Raw genomic sequence first — 21,567 nt, 5'->3', positions numbered from 1 at the left:
CGGTCTGCGGCTAAAGCTTCTCCACCAACGCTTTCAGCTGCGCCAGGGTCTGCTGTTGGTCCTCCGCGGCGGCGAGCGGCCACGCCGACTGGCGCACGATGAGCCGGGTCGGCAGCAGCTCGCGGATCCGCATCTGCGGGGCCGCCATCAGAGCAATCAGCCGCTCCACGGCCCGTTTGCCCAGCAGATCGAAGTCCTGCGCCACCGTGGTGAGCGGCGGCTGAAAGTAGAGACTGTCGGCGGTATCGTCATAGCCGGTCACCGACACCGCCTGGCTGCCGCTGCGATTGAGCTGGGCCAGCGCGCTGAGTACCCCGAGCGCCATCTGATCGTTGGCCACCACAATGGCGCTGATCCGCGGCTGGAGGTGCAGCAGTTCGAAGGTTTTCTGCCAGCCGCTGGCGGCGCTCCAGTCACCGAACACCGTGGTTGAACGGGCAATGTTCAGACTGTGCAGCGCCTCGCGCCAGCTGGCGAGACGCAGACGGGCGGAAACCGAACTTTCCGGCCCCGCCAGCAGGCCAAATTCGCGATGCCCGAGCTCCCACAGATGGCGCACGCAGGCTCCGCAGCCGTCGCGATGGTCGAAGCGCACGCAGCAGACATCGGCCTCCGGGGAGACGTCAAGAAACAGGCAGGCCATATCCGGGTTCTCTTTAACCAGCCGCTCGGCGGTGGCGCTCTCCAGCGGCAGGCTGACGATCACCCCGCGAATATGCTGGGCGCGCAGTTCGTCCAGCCGGGCCTGCAGCGCGGCGAAGTCGGCCTGCGCTGGCATCGCTATCGCCACCTCCAGCTGGTGCAGGCTGGCATGGCTCTTTACCGCGGCGGCGATCTGCGAGGGGGCATGCAGGGTCAGCGAGGCGGTAATCAGCCCAATGGAGGGCGCCGCTTTGCCGGCGAGCAGCTGCGCCGAGCGGTTAGGCACGTAGTGCAGCGTCTGCATCGCGCGGATCACCTGCTCGCGGGTGCGGGCTGACACCACTTCCGGACGGTTCAGGACCCGGGAGACCGTCTGTTGGGAGACGCCCGCCGCGCGGGCGACATCCTCCAGGGTTGCGGTACGACGCGGCATAGTTTCTCCTCATCGACAAAATGTCGTGCGCTAACATTTTATGTTTAACGCACGACAAAAAACAGTGTATTACCCCCGCTTTCGTGATCGTCTGTCAATTTCATTTCCGCCGTCGTTGCTGGAAAAAACAAATTACCCGATAACGTTCTTCATCCTGTTTAGCGATCGACATTTTCTGACTTACCGGGGATTACTATGCCAATAAGCGATACCAGTCGCCGCCACGCGCCTGACTTCCACGCCGTCCTCGCCCGCGAAGACTGGCAGAACCAGACCATTACCCATCTCAACCGTCTGCCGGCCCATCCCGCGTTCGCCAGCTGGCGCGATGAGCTTGCCGCCCGCGATAATCATCCTTCGCCCCGTCGTCGTCAGCTGGACGGCGAGTGGCAATTTGCTTACGCCCGCAGCCCGTTTGCCGTCGATGCGCAGTGGCTGACGCAGGACCTGCCGGGCAGCCGCGGCACGCCGGTGCCCTCCAACTGGCAGATGGAGGGCTATGACGCGCCGATCTACACCAACGTCCGCTACCCCATTGACACCACCCCGCCGCGGGTGCCGGAGGATAACCCAACCGGCTGTTACTCCCTGCACGTTGCGATCGATGACGCCTGGCGCGCGGACGGGCAGACGCAGATTATTTTCGACGGCGTTAACTCGGCCTTTCATCTCTGGTGCAACGGCGCCTGGGTCGGTTATTCCCAGGACAGCCGCCTGCCGGCGGCGTTCGATCTCAGCCCTTTTCTGCGTCCGGGCGACAACCGCCTGTGCGTGATGGTCATGCGCTGGAGCGCCGGCAGCTGGCTGGAAGACCAGGATATGTGGCGGATGAGCGGTATTTTCCGCTCGGTGTGGCTGCTGAATAAGCCGCACCAGCGGCTGAGCGACGTCCAGCTGACGCCGACCCTTGACGCCCTCTGCCGCGACGGCACTCTGCAGGTCCAGGCGACCGTCGAGGCGACAGAAGCGGCGCTTGCCGGGCTCAGCGTCGGGGTTAGCCTGTGGCGCGGCGAGCAGCCTGTCGTTGCCCACCGTCAGCCGTTAGGCACCCCGACGGTGGATGAGCGCGGCCGTTACGCCGAACGGGTCGATTTCTCCCTGGCGGTGGCGGCGCCGGCGCACTGGAGCGCGGAAACCCCGGATTGCTACCGGGCGGTGGTCACCCTGTGGCGCGGCGAGGCATTGCTGGAGGCAGAGGCGTGGGATATCGGTTTTCGCCGCATCGAGATCGCCGACGGCCTGCTGCGCCTTAACGGCAAACCGCTGCTGATCCGCGGCGTTAACCGCCATGAACACCACCATTTACGCGGTCAGGTGGTCAGCGAGGCGGATATGGTGCAGGACATTCTGTTGATGAAGCAGAACAACTTTAACGCCGTCCGCTGCTCGCACTACCCCAACGCCCCGCGCTGGTATGAGCTGTGCAACCGCTACGGTCTGTACGTGGTCGATGAAGCCAATATTGAAACCCACGGCATGGTGCCGATGAATCGTCTGTCCGACGATCCGGCGTGGCTGCCAGCCTTCAGCGCCCGCGTCACCCGGATGGTACAGAGCAACCGCAACCATCCGTGCATTATCATCTGGTCGCTGGGCAACGAATCCGGCGGCGGCGGCAACCACGAAGCGCTGTACCACTGGCTGAAGCGTAACGACCGGACCCGTCCGGTGCAGTACGAGGGCGGCGGCGCGGATACCACCGCCACCGATATTATCTGTCCGATGTACGCCCGCGTCGAACGCGACCAGCCGATCCCGGCGGTACCGAAGTGGGGGATCAAAAAATGGATCAGCCTGCCCGGCGAGCAGCGGCCGCTGATCCTCTGCGAGTACGCCCACGCGATGGGCAACAGCCTCGGCAACTTCGCCGATTACTGGCAGGCCTTCCGCGAGTATCCGCGGCTGCAGGGCGGGTTTATCTGGGACTGGGCCGACCAGGCGATCCGCAAAATCTTTGACGACGGCAGCGTCGGCTGGGCCTACGGCGGCGACTTTGGCGATAAGCCGAACGATCGCCAGTTCTGTATGAACGGTCTGGTGTTCCCCGATCGCACGCCGCATCCGTCGCTGGTCGAGGCGAAGCACGCCCAGCAGTATTTCCAGTTCGCCCTGCTGTCGACCTCGCCGCTGCGGGTGCGCATCGCCAGCGAATACCTGTTCCGCCAGACCGATAACGAAGCGCTGCGCTGGCAGGTGCAGGCGGCTGGTGAAACCCTGTACCACGGCAACCTGACGCTGGCGCTCCCGCCTGAGGGCAGCGACGAGATAACGCTGCTCGACAGTCTGATCCTGCCGCCAGGCGCCCGCGCCGTGTGGCTGACGCTGGAGGTGGTCCAGCCCCAGGCGACAGCCTGGTCCCCGGCGGATCATCGCGTCGCCTGGCAGCAGTATCCCCTGCCGGCGCCGCTGGCGCTGCCTGCGCCCACGGTGCCAGCCGGCGCCCCGGATCTTATCGTCAGCGATGAGGCCTGGCAGATCCGCGCTGGCACGCAGTGCTGGACCGTCGATCGCCGGACCGGTTTGCTGAGTGGCTGGTCGGTTGGCGGTCAGGAGCAGCTGCTGACCCCCCTGCGGGATCAGTTTATCCGTGCGCCGCTCGACAACGACATCGGGGTCAGCGAAGTGGAGCACATCGACCCCAACGCCTGGGTGGAGCGCTGGAAAAGCGCCGGCCTGTTCGACCTTGAGGCGCGCTGCGTGCAGTGCGACGCCCAGCGTCTGGCGAATGAGACCCTTGTCGACAGCCGCTGGCACTACCTGCGCGGAGACGAGGTGGTGATTGTCAGCCACTGGCGTCTGCGCTTTACCGCGGACGGAACGGTGCGGCTGGCGGTGGACGGCGAGCGCGCGGAAACGCTGCCGCCGCTGCCGCGGGTCGGGCTGCACTTCCAGGTGGCGGATCAGCAGGCGCCGGTGAGCTGGCTGGGGCTGGGGCCGCATGAGAACTACCCCGACCGGCGGAGCAGCGCCTGCTTCGCCCGCTGGGAGCAGCCGCTGGCGGCGATGACCACCCCCTACATCTTCCCGACGGAAAACGGCCTGCGCTGTGATACTCAGGCGCTGGACTGGGGACGCTGGCACGTCAACGGTCATTTCCACTTCTCCGTTCAGCCGTGGAGCACCCGTCAGCTGATGGAGACCGACCACTGGCACAAGATGCAGGCCGAAGACGGTGTGTGGATCACCCTTGACGGCCTGCATATGGGGGTGGGAGGCGATGACTCCTGGACCCCAAGCGTGCTGCCGCAGTGGCTCCTGACCCAAACGCGCTGGCAGTACGAGGTCTCATTGCGTTGCCTTTAATCCGTGGGGGCGGCAGCCCCCACCCTACAAACAGAATAACAAGGGATCATGGTGATGAAATTCTCTGAACTGGCGCCGCGAGAACGGCATAATTTTGTCTATTTCCTGCTGTTCTTTTTCTTTTACTATTTCATTATGTCGGCCTATTTTCCGTTTTTCCCGGTGTGGTTGGCGGACGTTAACCATTTAACCAAAACGGAAACCGGGATCGTCTTCTCCTCCATCTCGTTGTTCGCGATTATTTTTCAGCCGGTATTTGGTTTAATGTCGGATAAGCTCGGCCTGCGCAAACATCTGCTGTGGACTATTACGGTGCTGTTAATTCTGTTCGCGCCGTTCTTTATTTTCGTTTTCTCCCCGCTGCTGCAGATGAATATTATCGCCGGTTCGCTGGTGGGCGGGATCTACCTGGGGATTGTTTTCTCCAGCGGCTCCGGGGCGGTGGAAGCCTATATCGAGCGCGTCAGCCGGGCAAACCGCTTTGAATATGGCAAAGTGCGGGTCGCTGGCTGCGTCGGCTGGGCGCTGTGCGCCTCGATAACCGGCGTGCTGTTCGGCATCGACCCCAATATTACCTTCTGGATCGCCTCCGGCTTTGCGCTGGTGCTGGGTCTTCTGCTCTGGCTGTCGCGTCCGGAAAGCAGCAACAGCGCCCAGGTTATCGAGGCGCTCGGGGCCAATCGCCAGGCCTTTTCGCTGCGTACGGCGGCAGAGCTGCTGCGTATGCCGCGCTTCTGGGGCTTTATCGTCTATGTGGTGGGGGTCGCCAGCGTCTACGACGTGTTTGACCAGCAATTTGCTAACTTTTTCAAAAGCTTCTTCGCCAGTCCGCAGCGCGGTACCGAAGTGTTTGGCTTCGTCACCACCGGTGGCGAGCTGCTCAATGCCGTGATCATGTTCTGCGCCCCGGCCATCGTTAACCGTATCGGGGCCAAAAACGCCCTGCTGACCGCGGGGATGATCATGTCGGTGCGTATTCTCGGGTCGTCTTTTGCCTCATCGGCGGTGGAAGTGGTGATCCTCAAGATGCTGCATATGTTTGAGATCCCCTTCCTGCTGGTCGGGACCTTTAAATATATCTCCTCCGCCTTTAACCCGCGGCTCTCAGCCACCCTGTTTCTGATCGGCTTTAACCTGTCGAAACAGCTGTCCGGGGTGGTACTTTCCGCCTGGGTGGGCCGGATGTACGACACCGTCGGCTTCCATCAGGCCTATCTGATCCTCGGCTGCATCACCCTGAGCTTTACCCTGCTCTCGTTCATCACCTTACGCGGCGGCAAAAGCCTGCTGCCGACAGCGGAGACGCAGACCCCCGCCTGACCGGGCGCGCCCGTCAGGGATGACGGGGTTCACTCTACAATGCGCGTCTCTCCGCCGCTATTCTCCAGCGCATAGCGCTGGCAGGCAGCCCCGGCGGCGATAAGATCCGCCAGCTCTGCCGAGTGGCTGGTCAGCCAGATCTGGCTGTAGCGGGAGGCCTCGACGATCAGCCTGGCCAGCGCCGGGAGCATGTCGCGATGCAGGCTGTTTTCCGGTTCATTGATCGCCAGAAAGGCCGGTGGGCGCGGGCTGAGCAGCGCGACGGCGAGGCAGAGAAAACGCAGCGTGCCGTCGGACATCTCCGCCGCCAGCAGCGGGCGGCGGATCCCCTCCCGGCGCATTTTCAGCGCGAAACGCGAGTGCTCGTTTTCACAGTAAAACTGGCAGCCGGGAAAGGCGTCGGCGAGGATCTCGTGCAAAATCTCCTCCGCGCCGATCTCGACAATGGTCTGAAAGGCGGCCGCCAGATTATGGCCGTCGCTGTCGAGCACCGGCGAACGGTAGCCGACGGCCGGCTGGCGCAGCGGTGAATGGCGGCCGATAGCGAATTCATGGTAAAACCGCCAGCGGCGCAGGGTCTCGCGCACCCGCGACACCTCAGGAAAACGGTGCGGCTCGCCAAGCTGACCGAACACCGACTCGTTTTCATAAATACTCTCGGTGAAGGTGCTTTTCTCCCCGGCGACATCGACGAGGAACGCCGCCTGATTCTTACGCTGCAGTACGCGGGAGGAAGGCCGACGGGAATAGCCCGCCAGCCAGATGTTCTCTTCTTTGACGATGGGATCGAGCATGAACTGCGTCGGATAGGGCAATTTTTCCGGGAAACCAACCTGCAGTTCATAATCAAAGCTCTCCGTCCGACAGGCGATTTGCAGCCGGCGGGGATGGCGATCGAGGGGAGAACGATCTCCGGACCACATCATATTTTCAAGGCCCCCCTCTTCGCTGATAAATCCCGACAGCCTGCCGTCGGCAGCCGCGGTCAACAGATGGATAGCGTTGTAAATATTGGATTTGCCGCAGCCGTTAGGGCCGAAGACAATGTTCAGCGGCCCCAGCTCCAGCGCGATATCCCTGACTGAGCGAAAGTTTTGAATACGGATGTACTGAATCATGATGCGTCCTGGCCCGGAGAGAGAAGGCTGCCACAGTAGCAAAGCCGCGGCAGGGATACTATCGCCCCCTCTCTCCGACCGGGTTTAACAGAACATTTTTTTCATTCCGCGGGTCAGCGCCACCCGCGTCAGCTTGTCGCTATCCTGATGGGCGTCACTGAAAACGCCAAAGAAATAGCGTTCATCGTCAATGGTTTGACTCACGATACGATAGCTGAGCGGCTGGCCGGACGGCGCACCGTATTGCGCAGGGGTCACTGAGACCTCGGTCGCATCGTCGGCGACGCTGACCAGCAGTCCATCCGCCTTACCGCCCACCAGCATGACCTTAATTATCGGGTGCACCAGTTCCTCCCGGGATGGCATAGATCATTGGCAAACCGCGCAGCGCGGCGGGCGTATCGTCAGCAAACAGCGGCGCCAGCCAGAGTGCGGTCTTAAGTACTTTCTTATAGTTCATTGCGGCCTTGAGTCAAAAAATAGCGTGCTTAGGCTGAGCTAAATATTGATTATTCGAAATAAAAGATGACAAATGATGAAGGAAAAAAGAGGAATTGTGAATCAGCAAAACGCCAGGTTATTCTATTTTATCACTCCTCTACTCGCCTTTAATGGCCCTGATTCAAGGAAGTATTGCGGTTATGCGTTATGTTCGCCTGTGCCTTATCTCCCTGATTGCCGCCCTGCCACTGGCGGTATTCGCCAGCCCTCAGCCGCTTGAGCAAATTACACGCAGCGAAAGTCAGCTGGCGGGCCGCGTGGGCTATGTTGAAATGGATCTGGCCAGCGGCCGCACGCTGGCCGCCTGGCGCGCCAGTGAGCGCTTTCCGCTGATGAGCACCTTTAAAGTGCTGCTCTGCGGCGCGGTGCTGGCCCGGGTGGATGCCGGAGACGAACAGCTGGATCGGCGGATCCGCTACCGCCAGCAGGATCTGGTGGACTACTCCCCGGTCAGCGAAAAACACCTTGCCGACGGGATGACCGTTGGCGAACTCTGCGCCGCCGCCATCACCATGAGCGACAACAGCGCCGGCAATCTGCTGTTGAAGAGCGTTGGCGGCCCCGCGGGATTGACCGCTTTTCTGCGCCAGATCGGTGACAACGTCACCCGCCTTGACCGCTGGGAAACGGAGCTCAATGAAGCGCTTCCCGGCGACGTGCGCGACACCACCACCCCAGCCAGCATGGCCGCCACCCTGCGCAAGCTGCTAACCAGCCACGCGCTGAGCGCCCGTTCGCAGCAGCAGCTGCTGCAGTGGATGGTGGACGACCAGGTGGCCGGCCCGCTGATCCGCGCCGTGCTGCCGGCGGGCTGGTTTATCGCCGATAAAACCGGGGCCGGCGAGCGGGGCTCACGCGGCATTGTCGCCCTGCTCGGCCCGAACGGCAAAGCGGAGCGCATCGTGGTGATCTATCTGCGGAATACGCCGGCGACCATGGCCGAGCGTAACCAGCAGATCGCCAGAATAGGCGCGGCGCTGATCGAGCACTGGCAGCGCTAGCCCGGCGAAGGCCGCGCGTCTTACCCGGCGCGCAGCACCTCGCAAGCGTGCCGGGCGATATGTGTGGCGGCAGCATCGGAGAGATGCCGGTCGGTAATGATGGTGGTAAAGCGGGTCAAGGGTAACGCCATAAACGTGGCCACCTGATTGTATTTCGAACTGTCGCACAGCAGGATGCTTCTGGCGCTGACCTGGCTGACGGTCTCCTTGACGGTGACCTTGTTCTCATCAGGGGTGAAAATCCCGCGGCTGTCCCAGCCGCTGGCGGAGATAAAGGCCGTATCGATAGCCAGGTGGCGCAAGGTCCGCGCCGCCGACTCGCCGACGCAGGAGCGGTTCTCCCGGCACAGGGTGCCGCCGGTGTGGATCACGCCGCACTGGCTGGCATCGATCAGCAACTGGGTTATCTCAAAATCGTTGGTGACCACCTGCAGGTCGTCCCGGTCGAGGATCGCCCGCGCCAGCGCCAGGGTGGTGGTGCCGGCATCGAGATAGATGCAGCTGTTTTTGGCGATGTGACTGGCCGCCAGCGCGCCGATGGCCTGTTTCTCTTCACTCTGTAGAGTGCTTTTCACCAGATGACTGGGCTCTGCGGCCAGCCGGCTGACGGCGCGCACGCCGCCCGAGACGCTGACCAGCAGCCCCTGTTCTTCCAGCTTACTGACGTCGCGACGGATAGTCATATGGGACACGCCGAGGATCTCCGTCAGCTCATTAATGCTCACCGCCCCGCGCTGCTCCACCAGGGCTAAAATACGCTGATGACGTTCTATTGGAATCACCGCTCTCCCCTTACCATTTTTTCACACCAGAGCTTACCACTCACGCCGGGAACCTGAAGATCCCCTGTGCTGTTATCGCTGCTTGACCGCTGTTTTTACGCTATTTTAGGGCAATAATCGCCGTCGCGCAGCCATTTTCCGTCTGTGAATTTTTTATATTCATGTGGGTTATTCGTGATAACTCTCACATAATTTCACATGACAACGCTTTATTCTATCATTAAATCACATTAATTAACGAATATTCACAAGGAGACCGGCATGACTGCACACACTAACGTCTGCGTGATTGGACTGGGTTCGATGGGCATGGGCGCCGCCCGCGCCTGCCTGCAGGCGGGCCTGAACACCTGGGGGGTGGACATCAATCCCGACAACTGCCGCGCGCTGCTGGAGGCGGGCGCCAAAGGCGCAGGCCCCAGCGCGGTGCCTTTCGCCGCTGAGCTGGATGCCGTCGTGCTGCTGGTGGTCAATGCCGCCCAGGTTCGGGGGATCCTGTTCGGCGAGAGCGGCCTCGCCGCCCATCTGAAGCCGGGTACCGCGGTGATGGTGTCGTCAACCATCGCCTCCGCCGATGCCCAGGCGATTGCCGCGGCGCTGGCGGAATACCAGCTATTGATGCTCGACGCGCCGGTATCGGGCGGCGCGGTGAAAGCGGCCGCCGGCGACATGACGGTGATGGCCTCCGGGAGCGATGCCGCCTTCGCCCGCCTCGCGCCAGTACTGGACGCGGTGGCCGGCAAAGTCTACCGCATCGGGAGCGACATTGGCCTCGGTTCGACGGTAAAAATCATCCATCAGCTGCTGGCCGGGGTGCATATCGCCGTCGCCGCCGAAGCGATGGCCCTCGCCGCCCGCGCCGGCATCCCGCTGGAGACGATGTACGACGTGGTGACCCACGCGGCGGGTAATTCGTGGATGTTTGAGAATCGTATGCAGCACGTCCTGGATGGCGATTACTCGCCAAAATCCGCCGTCGATATTTTTGTCAAAGATCTCGGTCTGGTGAATGACACCGCCCGGGCGCTGACCTTCCCGCTGCCGCTCGCCACCACCGCGCTGAATATGTTCACCTCCGCCAGCAACGCCGGATTCGGCCGGGAAGATGACAGCGCGGTGATCAAGATCTTCAACGGCATTACCCTGCCGGGCCATAAACAGTGAGGAGAGACAAGATGCAGCTTGGTGTGATTGCCGATGACTTTACCGGCGCCACGGATATCGCCAGCTTCCTCGTACGCAATGGCATGGCGACGGTGCAGCTAAACGGCGTACCGGCCCACGAAATGCCGCTGACCAGCGAAGCGGTGGTGATCAGCCTGAAAACGCGATCCTGCCCGGTGGAAACCGCCGTCAGCCAGTCCCTGGCGGCCCTGCGCTGGCTGCAGGCCCGGGGCTGTCAGCAATTTTATTTTAAGTATTGTTCCACGTTCGACAGCACCGCGCAGGGCAACATTGGCCCGGTACTGGATGCTCTGCTGGCAGAGCTGGGCGAGACCCGGACGGTGATTTCCCCGGCGCTGCCGGTAAACGGCCGCACGGTCTATCAGGGGTATCTGTTTGTCGGCCAGCAGTTACTCAATGAGTCCGGGATGCGCCACCATCCGGTGACGCCGATGGAAGATGCCCACCTGGGCCGCTTAATTGAGCGCCAGGGCGGCGGAAAAGCGGCGCTGATCGCCTGGCCGATTATCGATCAGGGGCCGGAGGCGGTCGCTGCCGCGCTGGCGGCAATCAGCGATCCGGCGGTGCGCTATGTGGTGCTCGACGCCCTCAGTGAACAGCATTTGCTGACTCAGGGGGCGGCGCTGCGGGAGATGAAGCTGGTCTCCGGCGGCTCTGGTCTCGCCATCGGCCTCGCCCGCGACTGGGCGCAGCGCCACGGAACCCAGGGTGAAGGATCCCAGGCGGGCATGCCGCTGCCCGGCCCGGCGGTAGTGCTCTCGGGCTCCTGTTCGCTGATGACCAACAGCCAGGTGGCGGCCTATCGTGAACAGGCTCCCGCCCGCGCCGTCGACTTAAGCGCCTGCTTTACCGATCTGCAGGGCTATGCCGGGACGCTGGCGGCCTGGGTGGACGCAAACCGCGATTCGCCGCTGGCGCCGATGGTCTATGCCACGACTGAGCCGCAAACGCTGCAGCGGATCCAGGCGCAGTATGGCGACAAGGCCAGCAGCGAACGGGTGGAACAGCTGTTCGCCGCCCTCGCCGCCGCGCTGAAGGAGAAAGGATTCACCCGGTTTATTGTGGCCGGAGGGGAAACGTCGAGCATTGTGGCGCAGACGCTGGGGGTCGAGGCGTTCCATATCGGGCCGACGATCTCCCCTGGGGTTCCCTGGGTGCGTGACACCCGCCAGCCGCTCTCCCTGGCGCTGAAGTCAGGTAATTTCGGCGATATCCAGTTCTTTGCCCGTGCCCAGCAGGAGTTTTGTCATGACTGAGCAACAGCTGCGAGATGAGATGGTGCAGATTGGCGCCTCGTTGTTTAACCGCGGTTATGCCACCGGCTCCGCCGGCAATCTGTCGCTCCTGCTGCCGGACGGCAACCTGCTGGCGACGCCGACCGGCTCCTGCCTGGGCGAGCTGCAGGCCCAGCGGTTGTCGGTGGTCACCCTGCAAGGCGAATGGATCGCCGGCGATAAACCGTCGAAAGAGATCGCTTTTCACCGGGCGGTCTATTTACATAACCCGGCCTGCAAGGCGATCGTCCACTTGCATAGCCACTATCTGACCGCGCTCTCCTGCCTGCAGGGGCTCGATCCGCACAATTGTATTCGCCCCTTTACTCCCTACGTGGTGATGCGGGTCGGCGACGTCCCGGTGGTTCCCTACTACCGACCGGGCGACGACCGCATTGCCGAGGCGCTGGCCGGCCTGGCGCCGCGCTATAACGCCTTTTTACTGGCCAACCATGGTCCGGTGGTCACTGGCTCATCGCTGCGTGAAGCCACCAACAATACCGAAGAGCTGGAAGAGACCGCGCGGCTGATGTTTACCCTCGGCAATCGCGAGATCCGTTACCTGACCGCTGACGAAGTGGATGAACTGAGATAAAACCATGCCAAAATTCGCTGCAAATTTATCCATGCTGTTTACCGAACTGCCGTTCCTGGACCGCTTTGCCGCTGCCGCCCGCGCCGGTTTCGAAGCCGTGGAGTTTCTGTTCCCCTATGAGTATGCCGCCGGGGAAATTAAACAGCGCCTGCAGGAAAACCAGCTGCAGCTGGTGCTGTTCAATACCCCGCCCGGCGACGTTAACGCCGGGGAATGGGGACTCGCCGCCCTACCGGGCAGGAGCGCCGAGGCCCGGCGTGATATCGAGCTGGCGCTGGAGTATGCCTGCCAGCTGGATTGTCCGCAGGTGCATATTATGGCCGGCGTGGTGCAGCCGGAAATGGATCGCGCGGCCTGCGAGGCAGAGCTTTTCGATAACCTGCGCTACGCCGCCGAGCGCTTTGCCCGCCACGGCAAGCGGGCGCTTATTGAAGCCCTGAATACGCAGACCAAACCGGGCTATTTCTATCACAGTCAATATCAGACGCTGGAGATAGCGCAGCGGGTCGACCGGCCAAACATCGCCGTGCAGTTAGATCTGTTTCATGCGCAGAAAGTGGACGGCAATTTAAGCCATCTTATTACCGAGTATGCCGGTCAGTACCGCCATATTCAGATAGCCTCCCTGCCCAACCGCCATGAACCGGACGAGGGCGAGATTAATTATTCATGGATCTATGCGTTGCTGGATAACGTCGGCTATGACGGTTGGATCGGCTGCGAATATATCCCCAGGGCGGATACCCTTTCCGGACTGGAATGGTTCTCGCCCTACCGGAAAAAATAAAGCGCGGTTCTAAAAATATAACTCTCTGTACACCTGTTAATACCCGAGGCAAAACTATGTCGACATCGGCGCTGTTACTTATTGCGTTAGCCAGCGTAGTGCTGTTGCTCCTGCTGGTGATCAAAGCGAAAGCGCATCCTTTTGTGGCGCTCCTGATCGTCAGCCTGCTGGTGGCGTTCGCCACCGGCATTCCGGCGGATAAAATCATTACCACCATTGAAAAAGGCATGGGCGGCCTGCTCGGCCACATCGCCAGCATAATTATTTTGGGATCAATGCTGGGGGTGCTTATTGAAATATCCGGCGGCGCCGAATCGCTGGCGAAAACGCTGACCGGCGTGCTGGGTTCTAAACGGACTATTGCCGCCTTAACCATCGTGGCTTTTATTCTCGGCACGCCAGTCTTCTTTGAAGTCGGCTTTATTATCATCATTCCGTTAATTTACGGCTTCAGTAAAGTCGCCCATCTGTCGCCGCTGAAATTTGGCCTACCGATGGCCGGAGTGATGTTAACCGTCCATGTGGCATTGCCAACCCACCCTGGCGCGGCGGCTGCGGCAGGTATTCTGCATAGCGATGTCGGCTGGTTGATGCTGGCGGGAATTGGAGTGTCGATCGTCGTGGGTATCGTGGGCTATTTTGTCGCCCGGTCTATCAATCAGCGCCATTATCATCTGTCGATTAACGTGCTGGAACAGCAGCAAACGGCCGAGGTGCCCGACCTCTCCGTCAACGCCCAGCAGACCCGACTGGCGCCGCCGAATGCGCTGGTTATCGGCGGGCTGATCGTGGTGCCCATCGTGCTGATTGTTTCCGGAACGCTGTGTCAGGCCCTGCTGCTGCCGGATAACGCGATTCGCCAGCTGATGACCGTCATTGGCACCCCGCCCGTTGCCCTGCTGATCTCCCTGGGGCTGGCCAGCTGGACGCTGGGCATCCGGCGGGGGATGAACCTGAAAAAGTTGGGAGAAGTCACCGGCAGCGCGATCCCCTCCTCGGCGGACGTGATCCTCGTCGCCGGCGCCGGCGGCGCCTTTGGCGGGGTGCTGGTCGCCTCCGGCATCGGCAATGCCTTAGCCGAGGCGCTGGAGACGATTCATCTGCCGCTGATGCCCGCCGCTTTCCTGCTGTCGCTGGTGCTTCGGGCCTCGCAGGGCTCGGCCACCGTGGCGATCCTCACCACCTCCGGCCTGCTGTCACAGGCGGTTGTCGGGCTGGAGCCGCTGCAGCTGGTGCTGGTGACGCTGGCGACCTGTTTCGGCTCGCTCGGGTTATCGCACGTTAACGACGCCGGGTTCTGGGTGGTCACGCGCTATCTCGGGCTCTCGGTGCCGGACGGGCTCAAAACCTGGACCGTACTGACCACCATCATGGGGGTGACGGGCTTCCTGATCACCTGGCTGCTGTGGTTTGTACTGTAATATTCACCCGGGTGGCTCCGGCCACCTTATCGTGTCCCCTTCGCGGGGACTAACTCATTATCGCTGCCCGGCAGCTGGCCTCCCGCTGACTGCGTCACCGGTATAAAATAGCGTACGTGATAGCGCTTCTCCTCTGCCTCTCCTCCTTCCGCATGACGGGTCATGAAGCATTCAATGTCATGCCCATCCCGACGGCTTACCCCCAGCGTTGGCAACTGTTCCAGATAGAGATCGCTGGACAAACGGGCATAGCGTGACCAGCTGCCGTAGAATTCAACCCCCACATACAGCCCCGACCGGGTGGTCAACGCGGACGACGGCTTTCGCGCCTCGTGACAACCGACAAAGGCGTTAACCTCGACGTTAAGCTCATTTTGACTCGCTGCCGCGTAATCGGAGAGTATGGAAAGCGAACCGCCTCCAGCGGCGAAAAAACGGTCAACCTTTTGTCTGATAGCCGTCTTGGCGGTACTTTGCAACACCATATCCGACAGGCGCAGTTCATACTTCATCGGGTAGCCATAATAGACCCGCTCCGGCAGGGAACAGATCCGAGCCAAAGGCAGGCTCTCATCATCCGTGGGGAATTTTTTTAACAGTTTTGCCGTGTCCCAGTGCGCCGCGCAGCGGTACTCCCGTGGCGAAAGCGAGAAACGTTTCTTAAATTCCCGGGAGAAGGTCTGCGGCGAATCGTAACTTAACTGCCAGGCTATGGCGGCGATCGGTTGCCGCGTTAAACGCAGACTGACCGCTGCGATGGTCAGCCGCCGCAGGCGAATATACTGCCCGATGGGTAACCGGCCATATTGATAAAACACCTCGTACACAAACCGACGCGAATAGCCCATATACTGCGCCAGGTCATCGATCGCCGGGTTACAGTAGATATTATCCTCCAGCCACGCCAGCATTTTTAAATAGAGCATTTGCTTCATAAGCACCGCATACTTCCTGTAATCTTGTCCTCCGCTAATTTTAGCAACAGACACTGGCTACCACTAAGCTTTTTATGCATCGCAAAAATAAAAAATTATTAAAGTGCTTAAAACGCCATCTAATATAGGCTTATCATTTTGTTTATTAGGAACTTTCGCATACCAACACACCGTTATCTCACTTTTCCTGGCAGATATTGCATTAATGAAAAACATCCCTTAGATTACCCCAGCAAAAAAGACCTGCGCATCACCATTATATTCTTTAATTTATTCTGACACTTTTTTTCATACCCCACAGGGAAGTTATATGACGAATTTTTTGATCAATATAAAAAATCACTATTTGCGAGTCGCTATTGCGAAGCTGGTGGATGAAGCGATGAAGACCTACGGGGGATCAGCGTATCAGTTTTCTGAACAATGGGACCTGGAGTCGATAGCGCAATCTCAGGTGTTCTTCACGGAAATGGTGGCGGGAGAATGGTACCTGTGTCATGACCTGTTTCAGCATGCCCCAGAGCAATACACGCTTTTTATTTTCCAGGACAATGAACAAGCTACCGTCGAAGAGGGCTTACCCAACTGTCTACGGCAGGCGGTGTTTATTCCTCCCCACGCTCCCGTTCAGCGTCTTAAAGATGAGATAGCCAGCGCGATTCAGCGCCCCTTGCCACCTCAGCAAGACCCGTCCTTCAATCGGCTGCGGCGTTGCATCAATTGCGCCTGCAAGTCGGTCAGCGATGCGCAAACCAAAGTCATTTACGCGTTCAGTATTGGTCTAAGTCCGCATGAAGTCGCCGCGGCGCTAAAAATTAGCCACAAAACCATTCACTCGCATAAAAAGAATATTATGAGCAAGTTCAATTTGCACAGCCGCCAGCAATTTAACAACCTCGTAAAACTACTCGCCAGACGTTAATACAATCGTCATTATATTACCTCTGCAGATTATCTTCTTGAACGGAAGACGTAGCGTCTTTTACGTCTTTCCTGAATATAAGAAAGACCACTCCATAAAGAAATGACGGGACAAAAAATCAGACACAAAATAATAAATAAGTCGCTCATATCAGACCTGAAAAAAGGAATTAAACTTACGTTGATAATATGCATTTGCTTTTAATCAGGCAAGACCAGTGTCTCTTTTTGAGAGCGGGCAATATAATGGCAGGATAATTCCTGGTGGCGAATGTTAACCGATAATTTAAGGAGGTGGGCCTATACCACAGGAGGAGTGAGCGGCCTGATTCACCCTTTTGCATTGTAAATGAGAAAAAGATAGCTAAACCTCAGATTCCCTGTAGAGTGAAGGTAATCACAAAGTGAAGCTCCCGTTCCGCGTAGCGGACATCACGGTTGGTTAAATGTCAGAAAAAACAGCCTCCTTCTTCGAGGGTCCGGCCATACCTCCCTCAATACGCGCTGTGCGGACCATCACGCGCTGCCGCAGCGACCGGAATGATTATGCTAACCACCCTGATATACCGCAGCCAGGTTAATCCTGCCCGCCCGCCCACCGATCTCGACGCTTTAATTCATCGCGCCAGCGGGAAAAACATGCCTCTTGGCATCACCGGTATTCTGCTGTTTAACGGCCTGCAGTTCTTCCAGGTGCTGGAAGGAAGCGAGGAAGATCTTGAGTCGTTATTCCACGAGATACAGAGCGATCCGCGCCATCGCGACGTGGTGGAACTGATGCGCGACTATTCGGCCTACCGTCGTTTTCACGACACCGGAATGCGCCTGCTGGATCTTCGTCTTTTCGAAGCCGGAAGCGCGCTTGAGGAGCTCCTGCGCTTTAGCTCGTTTGGGGTCACCGAGCCGGTCAACGACCGGATGTTCCGCTTGATTAGCGCCTTTATCGCCGACGGTGGGCGCTATTGTCTGCCTGAGCCGCTGCAGCCTTCTCGCTGGACGATGATGCCTGCCCCGGCCACTGCCATCGCGCGCCACCTGCCCGATCAACCTTGCCAGTTTGCCCTGCAGGCCATCGTCGAGCCGGCCAAAAAGCGGGTCTCTTCCTTTGAAGCGCTGATCCGCAGCCCCACCGGCGGATCTCCTGTAGAGATGTTTGCCGCCATCCCGGCGGAGGATCGCTACCGTTTCGACCTCGAGAGCAAAGCGTATGCCTTCTCTCTCGCCGGTCAGTTACCGCTTGGTAAACACCAGTTGGCCATTAACCTGCTGCCCGGTTCGCTGTATAACCACCCTGACGCCGTAGGCTGGCTGATGAACAGCCTGCTGGCGGCCGGCCTCCGACCGGACCAGGTGCTGATAGAGGTTACCGAAACGGAGGTGATCACCTGCTTTGACCAGTTCCGCAAGGTGCTCAAAGCGCTGCGCGTCGCGGGCATGAAGCTGGCCATCGACGACTTTGGCGCGGGTTACTCCGGCCTGTCGTTACTGACCCGCTTTCAGCCCGATAAAATCAAAGTGGATGCGGAGCTGGTGCGCAATATTCATATCAGCGGCGCCAAGCAGGCGATTGTCGCCTCGGTCGTGCGCTGCTGCGAGGATTTGGGCATCACGGTGGTGGCGGAAGGCGTCGAAACTCTGGAAGAGTGGTGCTGGCTGCAGTCAGTGGGCATTCGCCTGTTTCAGGGGTTCCTTTTCTCCCGACCGTGCCTGAACGGCATCGGGGAAATTTGCTGGCCGATAGCGCGTCAGGCAACGGATCTGTAAGGCCGCGGTAGTCGGCAGCGTCACTGCCAGTGGGGGAGCTTTTCACCCAGCGCCGCCAGGGCGAAGCGCACCGCTTTCGCCACCACTGTCTCGCAGTCGCCGGTAAAGCGCAGCCGTTGAGTTTCGATCTGGCCGCGAAAGTTCCAGGCAAACCATACCGTGCCGGCGGGGGTACCATCCTCTCCCCCCTCCGGTCCCGCATAGCCGCTGATGGCGATGGCGATGTCGGCCCCGGCTATCGCCAGCATACCGCTGGACATCTCCTTCACGCACGCTTCGCTGACAGCGCTGTGTTCCGCCAGGGTTTCCGCGCGCACCTGCAGCACATTGCGCTTGGCTTCATCGCTGAAGGTGACCACGCCGGTATCATAAAAGGCCGCAGTATCAGCCTGAGCACAGAGCGCAGCCGCCAGATTGCCGCCGGTGCAGGATTCCGCAGTGGTGAGCCGCCAGCCGCGCGCGATAAGCGCCCGGGCCACCTCGGCGGTCAGTTGATGAGTATGTTGTGCGTCTTTATCGATCTCGTCAGCCATTCTCACTCCTCGCCGAATTTGAAAAGTATCACCGCCTCACTGCCCTGTTAACAGGATAGCATAGTGATTTCTCTCGTCGCCTGGAGGCCGTTTACGCCACCTTGAGTGGATAAAATAAAGGCCCGCAGCGCGGGCCTTGAAAGGAACTACCTCGGCACAGAAGCGGAATCACACTTTGTGTTCGATCACCCGCCCCTGGTTCTCAATGGCAATTTTGCGCGGTTTTTCGCTCTCGGGGATCTCCTGATGGATAGCAATTTTTAAGATCCCGCTCTCCAGCTGCGCCTGATTAATCTGGGCGTGTTCGGGAAGCGAAAAACTAAGCTGGAAATCAGCCCGGCGAATGCCTTTATAAATCCAGCCCTGGCTGTTTCCGGAATGATTTTCGGTTTGCGCGCGTTTACCGGTAATATGCAGATTACCGCCTACGGTCTCTATTTCCAGTTCATCATCTTTCCAGCCAGGCACGCTGACGCTGAGCAGGAAATTACTGTCATCCACTTTCTGTAAATCGTAGGCTGGTAAGGTCCCCACCGGCGTATCGCCCGTTAACTGGCTGAAAAGACGGTCGATACGGTTAAAGCGATCGGCAAAAAGGGAATCAGCAAATACCGGGAGTGCTGACAAGGTTTTGAGTGCCATAATTAACCTCCTGAATATCCATTCAAAAGCTCAACATAAAGGCAAGCATTGCTTGTCCGCTTTATAAAATAATAGCTAAAGCGCGTTTTTCAAGACCTGAAATAAAAAAATTTCTTCGTCAGTCACAGACAGAAATAACCAGGTCAGGTGGCAAAGTGCCCCCCGCCAGACGGCGGGGGCTGGGGTGCTTCTGAGTCCCATAACTGATGCTGTTTAACATTCAATAAACAGAAGCGTCATGTATATATTACTTGTTCAAGGGGATGTCAACGACCGAATCGCGTTGCCTCACCCGTCGCCCTGCAATAGCGCCACGAGAAATGCGGTTCCCCTGACGATCGTTTCGCCAACAGCGGCGGCCTCGACATCACTTTGGCCTCGCTGGCGCCAGCCGGAAGACCCTGGCGAAAATTTACGCCGTCAGGGAAGGAACCTTTCACCTCCCTCCGTGCCTAATAATCTGCATACGCACTTTCTGAGGCATCACTATGACCGGCATTTTTATCTCTACCACCCTGTTCGCCCTCTTCGCGTCGATGTTGATCGGTCTGGGGATGGTATGGAAAGGCATCTCCAACAACCCGGATAACTAATCCTTTTTGGACGCCGTTGCCATTCACCTGATGCAGCGGCGGGTCAATACACCACCCTCTACCCCATCCACACTTCTTGTTCAGGCGACATATACTCAGTATTTGCGCCCGCGTACCCTTTTTCGAAATAAAAATTCACATGGCGAATGTGTAACTTCAATTAATATAGTTCAGGCCAGAATTAAGGCCTGCAATGTAGGCAACTTAAGTAGTATGTGCCTAAGCGTCAGCTATAAGCCTGCGAAAAGAATTCACAATCGCATGATTTCAAAATCATGTCTAACCGCGCCCCTTCCCTGCTGAACTATACTTTCCTTCAGATATCTGGCTGGAGGTGGCGATGTGCGGACGTTTTGCGCAAGCGCAGACGCGGGAAGCATACCTGGCGTTTCTCGCAGAAAAGGCCGAACGCGATATCCCCTGGGACCCGGAGCCCATTGGGCGGTATAACGTCGCGCCAGGGACAAAAGTGTTACTCCTGAGTGAAAGGAATGAGCAACTCCACCTCGATCCCGTTCACTGGGGCTATGCGCCGGGATGGTGGGATAAATCACCGCTGATTAATGCCCGGGTTGAAACCGCTGCCACCAGCAGGATGTTCAAACCGCTGTGGCAGCACGGGCGGGCGATCTGCTTCGCCGATGGCTGGTTTGAATGGAAAAAGGTCGGAGGCAAAAAGCAGCCCTACTTCATTCAGCGAAAGGATGGCCAGCCGATATTTATGGCCGCTATTGGCAGCACCCCCTTCGAACGCGGGGACAGCGCCGAAGGATTTTTGCTGGTGACCGCTGCCGCCGATCGCGGTCTTGTCGATATACATGACCGCCGGCCGCTGGTCCTGACGTCGGAAGCCGCCCGGGAATGGATGAGGCAGGATCTCACCGGCGCGGAAGCGGAGGAGATTGCCAGGGACGGAAGCGTCTCCGCCGACGATTTCACCTGGCACGCGGTATCGCAGGCGGTCGGCAATGTGAACAATCAGGGGCCAGCGTTAATTGAGCCAGTAGAGTGAGCGCCTCACTCTGTGGCCGATCCCCCGCCTGAAGCGCCGGCTGCGGTGCGATCCAGCCTTGCCAATAAGCCCCCGCGGGTTATCCCGACTGGCTTAACCACTCGCTTAAGGTCAACGAATAAAGCAGACTCGGCGGCGCATTTTCTATATCGGCAATCTCGTTGATGAACCTCAAGCCTGCTTTCTCGAGCACTTTTCGCGAGGCCAGGTGATTCGCCCTCACCACCGCTGAAATCTCCGTGAGTTTGATCGCCTCGAAGCCATATCTTACCGCCGAGGTCGCGAGGTCGGTGGCCAGCCCTTTTCCCCATGCCTCTGTTGCGAATCGATAGCCAAGATTGTTGAGGATGACATCGTTATAGCGACGAATAGTTAAGCCGCCAAAGCCAATGATTTTTTCCGGAGCATCACGCGCCGATATGGCCCAGTTGCCAAACCCGCGATCGTGCCAGTGGGCAAGCCAGCGCTGGAGAACCGTACTGGCATAGTCAATATCCGGGTAGGGTCCTGCGGGGTTAAAGGTATTAGTCGCCGGATCGCCATAAATTCGGTAAAGATCGGCGACATCTTCAGCCATGACTGGGCGAAGACGCAGGCGATGAGTCTCAATATGCAAACGTATCTCCTTGACGAGTGAGGTGGCCCGCGACGCTTCGCGAACCCTCCCTGCCGTGGTGGATGCCTGGGACTTGTTCAAGCGGACCTGAGAAGCGCGATTAAACAGATACTTCCGGCAATAAAAATAGGATATGTTAATCCGGAAACGGGATCCCCTTTTGTCGGCGCCACGCATATCGTTACCGAG

23 protein-coding genes are annotated in these 21,567 nt (G+C 59.1%); 12 read left to right on the top strand and 11 right to left on the bottom strand.

Annotated elements, in window-relative coordinates; all coding sequences use genetic code 11:
- Nucleotides 1-10: 10 nt before the first annotated feature.
- Nucleotides 11-1,075 carry a LacI family DNA-binding transcriptional regulator gene (locus ABLU95_RS21955; RefSeq protein WP_147733422.1) on the bottom strand — a complete coding sequence of 355 codons (1,065 nt, stop codon included), beginning with the start codon at nucleotides 1,073-1,075 and terminating at the stop codon, nucleotides 11-13.
- A 195-nt stretch (nucleotides 1,076-1,270) separates the two neighbouring features.
- On the opposite strand from ABLU95_RS21955, the gene ABLU95_RS21950 reads away from it, so the two are divergent.
- Both ABLU95_RS21950 and ABLU95_RS21945 read left to right on the top strand, forming a co-directional pair.
- Nucleotides 1,271-4,378 (top strand): beta-galactosidase, encoded by a 3,108-nt coding sequence (locus ABLU95_RS21950; RefSeq protein ID WP_348880400.1) that lies wholly within the window; start codon nucleotides 1,271-1,273, stop codon nucleotides 4,376-4,378.
- Between the two features lie 54 nt (nucleotides 4,379-4,432).
- Nucleotides 4,433-5,698 (top strand): MFS transporter, encoded by a 1,266-nt coding sequence (locus ABLU95_RS21945; RefSeq protein ID WP_048334863.1) that lies wholly within the window; start codon nucleotides 4,433-4,435, stop codon nucleotides 5,696-5,698.
- A 29-nt stretch (nucleotides 5,699-5,727) separates the two neighbouring features.
- Here ABLU95_RS21945 and ABLU95_RS21940 read toward each other — a convergent pair whose 3' ends face one another.
- From ABLU95_RS21940 to ABLU95_RS21930, 3 genes are all read right to left on the bottom strand, one after another.
- Nucleotides 5,728-6,816: an AAA family ATPase gene (locus tag ABLU95_RS21940; protein ID WP_023289607.1), complete on the bottom strand. Its 1,089-nt coding sequence runs from the start codon at nucleotides 6,814-6,816 to the stop codon at nucleotides 5,728-5,730.
- An 84-nt stretch (nucleotides 6,817-6,900) separates the two neighbouring features.
- A complete protein-coding gene (locus tag ABLU95_RS21935) occupies nucleotides 6,901-7,161 on the bottom strand; it encodes a hypothetical protein (RefSeq protein ID WP_004205993.1) in 261 nt (86 codons plus the stop codon).
- Nucleotides 7,145-7,276 (bottom strand): hypothetical protein, encoded by a 132-nt coding sequence (locus tag ABLU95_RS21930; protein WP_023289606.1) that lies wholly within the window; start codon nucleotides 7,274-7,276, stop codon nucleotides 7,145-7,147. The genes ABLU95_RS21935 and ABLU95_RS21930 overlap by 17 nt, the downstream gene beginning before the upstream one ends.
- 181 nt (nucleotides 7,277-7,457) lie before the next feature.
- Here ABLU95_RS21930 and blaOKP point away from each other — a divergent pair, with 181 nt between their 5' ends.
- A complete protein-coding gene (gene blaOKP, locus ABLU95_RS21925) occupies nucleotides 7,458-8,318 on the top strand; it encodes an OKP family broad-spectrum class A beta-lactamase (RefSeq protein ID WP_348880399.1) in 861 nt (286 codons plus the stop codon).
- Between the two features lie 20 nt (nucleotides 8,319-8,338).
- Here the strand turns inward: blaOKP and ABLU95_RS21920 are convergent, their stop codons facing one another.
- Nucleotides 8,339-9,100: a DeoR/GlpR family DNA-binding transcription regulator gene (locus ABLU95_RS21920; protein WP_023289604.1), complete on the bottom strand. Its 762-nt coding sequence runs from the start codon at nucleotides 9,098-9,100 to the stop codon at nucleotides 8,339-8,341.
- 261 nt (nucleotides 9,101-9,361) lie between these two features.
- Between ABLU95_RS21920 and ltnD the strand changes: the two genes are divergently transcribed.
- Genes ltnD through ABLU95_RS21895 form a run of 5 tightly spaced genes read left to right on the top strand, consistent with a single transcriptional unit; the run spans nucleotide 9,362 to nucleotide 14,362 of the window.
- The gene (gene ltnD, locus ABLU95_RS21915; RefSeq protein ID WP_064154652.1) at nucleotides 9,362-10,264 is read left to right on the top strand and encodes an L-threonate dehydrogenase; all 903 of its coding nucleotides are present in this window, start codon (nucleotides 9,362-9,364) and stop codon (nucleotides 10,262-10,264) included.
- A gap of 11 nt (nucleotides 10,265-10,275) precedes the next feature.
- Nucleotides 10,276-11,541: a 3-oxo-tetronate kinase gene (gene otnK, locus ABLU95_RS21910; protein WP_348880398.1), complete on the top strand. Its 1,266-nt coding sequence runs from the start codon at nucleotides 10,276-10,278 to the stop codon at nucleotides 11,539-11,541.
- Nucleotides 11,534-12,154, top strand: coding sequence for an aldolase (locus ABLU95_RS21905; protein WP_065806325.1), 621 nt, complete (start codon nucleotides 11,534-11,536; stop codon nucleotides 12,152-12,154). Before otnK ends, ABLU95_RS21905 begins: the two co-directional genes overlap by 8 nt.
- Nucleotides 12,155-12,158: 4 nt before the next feature.
- Nucleotides 12,159-12,941 carry an HPr family phosphocarrier protein gene (locus ABLU95_RS21900; RefSeq protein ID WP_348880397.1) on the top strand — a complete coding sequence of 261 codons (783 nt, stop codon included), beginning with the start codon at nucleotides 12,159-12,161 and terminating at the stop codon, nucleotides 12,939-12,941.
- A gap of 56 nt (nucleotides 12,942-12,997) precedes the next feature.
- Nucleotides 12,998-14,362 carry a GntP family transporter gene (locus ABLU95_RS21895; RefSeq protein WP_023289599.1) on the top strand — a complete coding sequence of 455 codons (1,365 nt, stop codon included), beginning with the start codon at nucleotides 12,998-13,000 and terminating at the stop codon, nucleotides 14,360-14,362.
- A gap of 26 nt (nucleotides 14,363-14,388) precedes the next feature.
- Here ABLU95_RS21895 and ABLU95_RS21890 read toward each other — a convergent pair whose 3' ends face one another.
- The gene (locus ABLU95_RS21890; RefSeq protein ID WP_087849197.1) at nucleotides 14,389-15,297 is read right to left on the bottom strand and encodes a helix-turn-helix domain-containing protein; all 909 of its coding nucleotides are present in this window, start codon (nucleotides 15,295-15,297) and stop codon (nucleotides 14,389-14,391) included.
- Nucleotides 15,298-15,607: 310 nt separating this feature from the next.
- On the opposite strand from ABLU95_RS21890, the gene kbvR reads away from it, so the two are divergent.
- Nucleotides 15,608-16,219 (top strand): LuxR family transcriptional regulator KbvR, encoded by a 612-nt coding sequence (gene kbvR / locus ABLU95_RS21885; RefSeq protein ID WP_348880396.1) that lies wholly within the window; start codon nucleotides 15,608-15,610, stop codon nucleotides 16,217-16,219.
- Between the two features lie 29 nt (nucleotides 16,220-16,248).
- Here the strand turns inward: kbvR and ABLU95_RS21880 are convergent, their stop codons facing one another.
- Nucleotides 16,249-16,368 (bottom strand): small membrane protein, encoded by a 120-nt coding sequence (locus tag ABLU95_RS21880; protein WP_137910593.1) that lies wholly within the window; start codon nucleotides 16,366-16,368, stop codon nucleotides 16,249-16,251.
- A gap of 396 nt (nucleotides 16,369-16,764) precedes the next feature.
- Between ABLU95_RS21880 and ABLU95_RS21875 the strand changes: the two genes are divergently transcribed.
- Complete coding sequence (locus tag ABLU95_RS21875) at nucleotides 16,765-17,982, top strand: diguanylate phosphodiesterase (protein WP_241516065.1); 1,218 nt, start codon at nucleotides 16,765-16,767, stop codon at nucleotides 17,980-17,982.
- 20 nt (nucleotides 17,983-18,002) lie between these two features.
- Here ABLU95_RS21875 and ABLU95_RS21870 read toward each other — a convergent pair whose 3' ends face one another.
- The 3 genes from ABLU95_RS21870 to ABLU95_RS21860 form a co-directional block, all read right to left on the bottom strand.
- Entirely contained in the window at nucleotides 18,003-18,515 is a 513-nt protein-coding gene (locus ABLU95_RS21870; RefSeq protein ID WP_023289595.1) for a 2-oxo-tetronate isomerase, read from the bottom strand.
- Nucleotides 18,516-18,683: 168 nt separating this feature from the next.
- Nucleotides 18,684-19,157 (bottom strand): Hsp20 family protein, encoded by a 474-nt coding sequence (locus ABLU95_RS21865; RefSeq protein ID WP_023289594.1) that lies wholly within the window; start codon nucleotides 19,155-19,157, stop codon nucleotides 18,684-18,686.
- A 436-nt stretch (nucleotides 19,158-19,593) separates the two neighbouring features.
- Complete coding sequence (locus ABLU95_RS21860; protein WP_238143195.1) at nucleotides 19,594-19,695, bottom strand: hypothetical protein; 102 nt, start codon at nucleotides 19,693-19,695, stop codon at nucleotides 19,594-19,596.
- Between ABLU95_RS21860 and ABLU95_RS21855 the strand changes: the two genes are divergently transcribed.
- Together ABLU95_RS21855 and ABLU95_RS21850 are read left to right on the top strand one after the other, a co-directional pair.
- Nucleotides 19,646-19,750, top strand: a complete 105-nt coding sequence (locus ABLU95_RS21855) for a YnaM/YnfT family protein (RefSeq protein ID WP_022065603.1) — start codon at nucleotides 19,646-19,648, stop codon at nucleotides 19,748-19,750. The two genes, ABLU95_RS21860 and ABLU95_RS21855, sit on opposite strands and share 50 nt — an antisense overlap.
- Before the next feature lie 340 nt (nucleotides 19,751-20,090).
- On the top strand, nucleotides 20,091-20,762 hold the full coding sequence (locus ABLU95_RS21850) for an SOS response-associated peptidase (RefSeq protein WP_348880395.1): 672 nt from the start codon (nucleotides 20,091-20,093) through the stop codon (nucleotides 20,760-20,762).
- A 79-nt stretch (nucleotides 20,763-20,841) separates the two neighbouring features.
- Here ABLU95_RS21850 and ABLU95_RS21845 read toward each other — a convergent pair whose 3' ends face one another.
- Nucleotides 20,842-21,378 carry a GNAT family N-acetyltransferase gene (locus tag ABLU95_RS21845; RefSeq protein ID WP_023289592.1) on the bottom strand — a complete coding sequence of 179 codons (537 nt, stop codon included), beginning with the start codon at nucleotides 21,376-21,378 and terminating at the stop codon, nucleotides 20,842-20,844.
- Between the last annotated feature and the right edge of the window lie 189 nt (nucleotides 21,379-21,567).

It is taken from the genome of Klebsiella sp. GG_Kp146, from assembly GCF_040061975.1.
In the GTDB taxonomy this organism is placed as follows: Bacteria; Pseudomonadota; Gammaproteobacteria; order Enterobacterales; family Enterobacteriaceae; genus Klebsiella; species Klebsiella quasipneumoniae.
The sequence above is the reverse complement of the archived record's forward strand: the minus strand, read 5'-3'. Positions and strand labels throughout refer to the sequence as shown.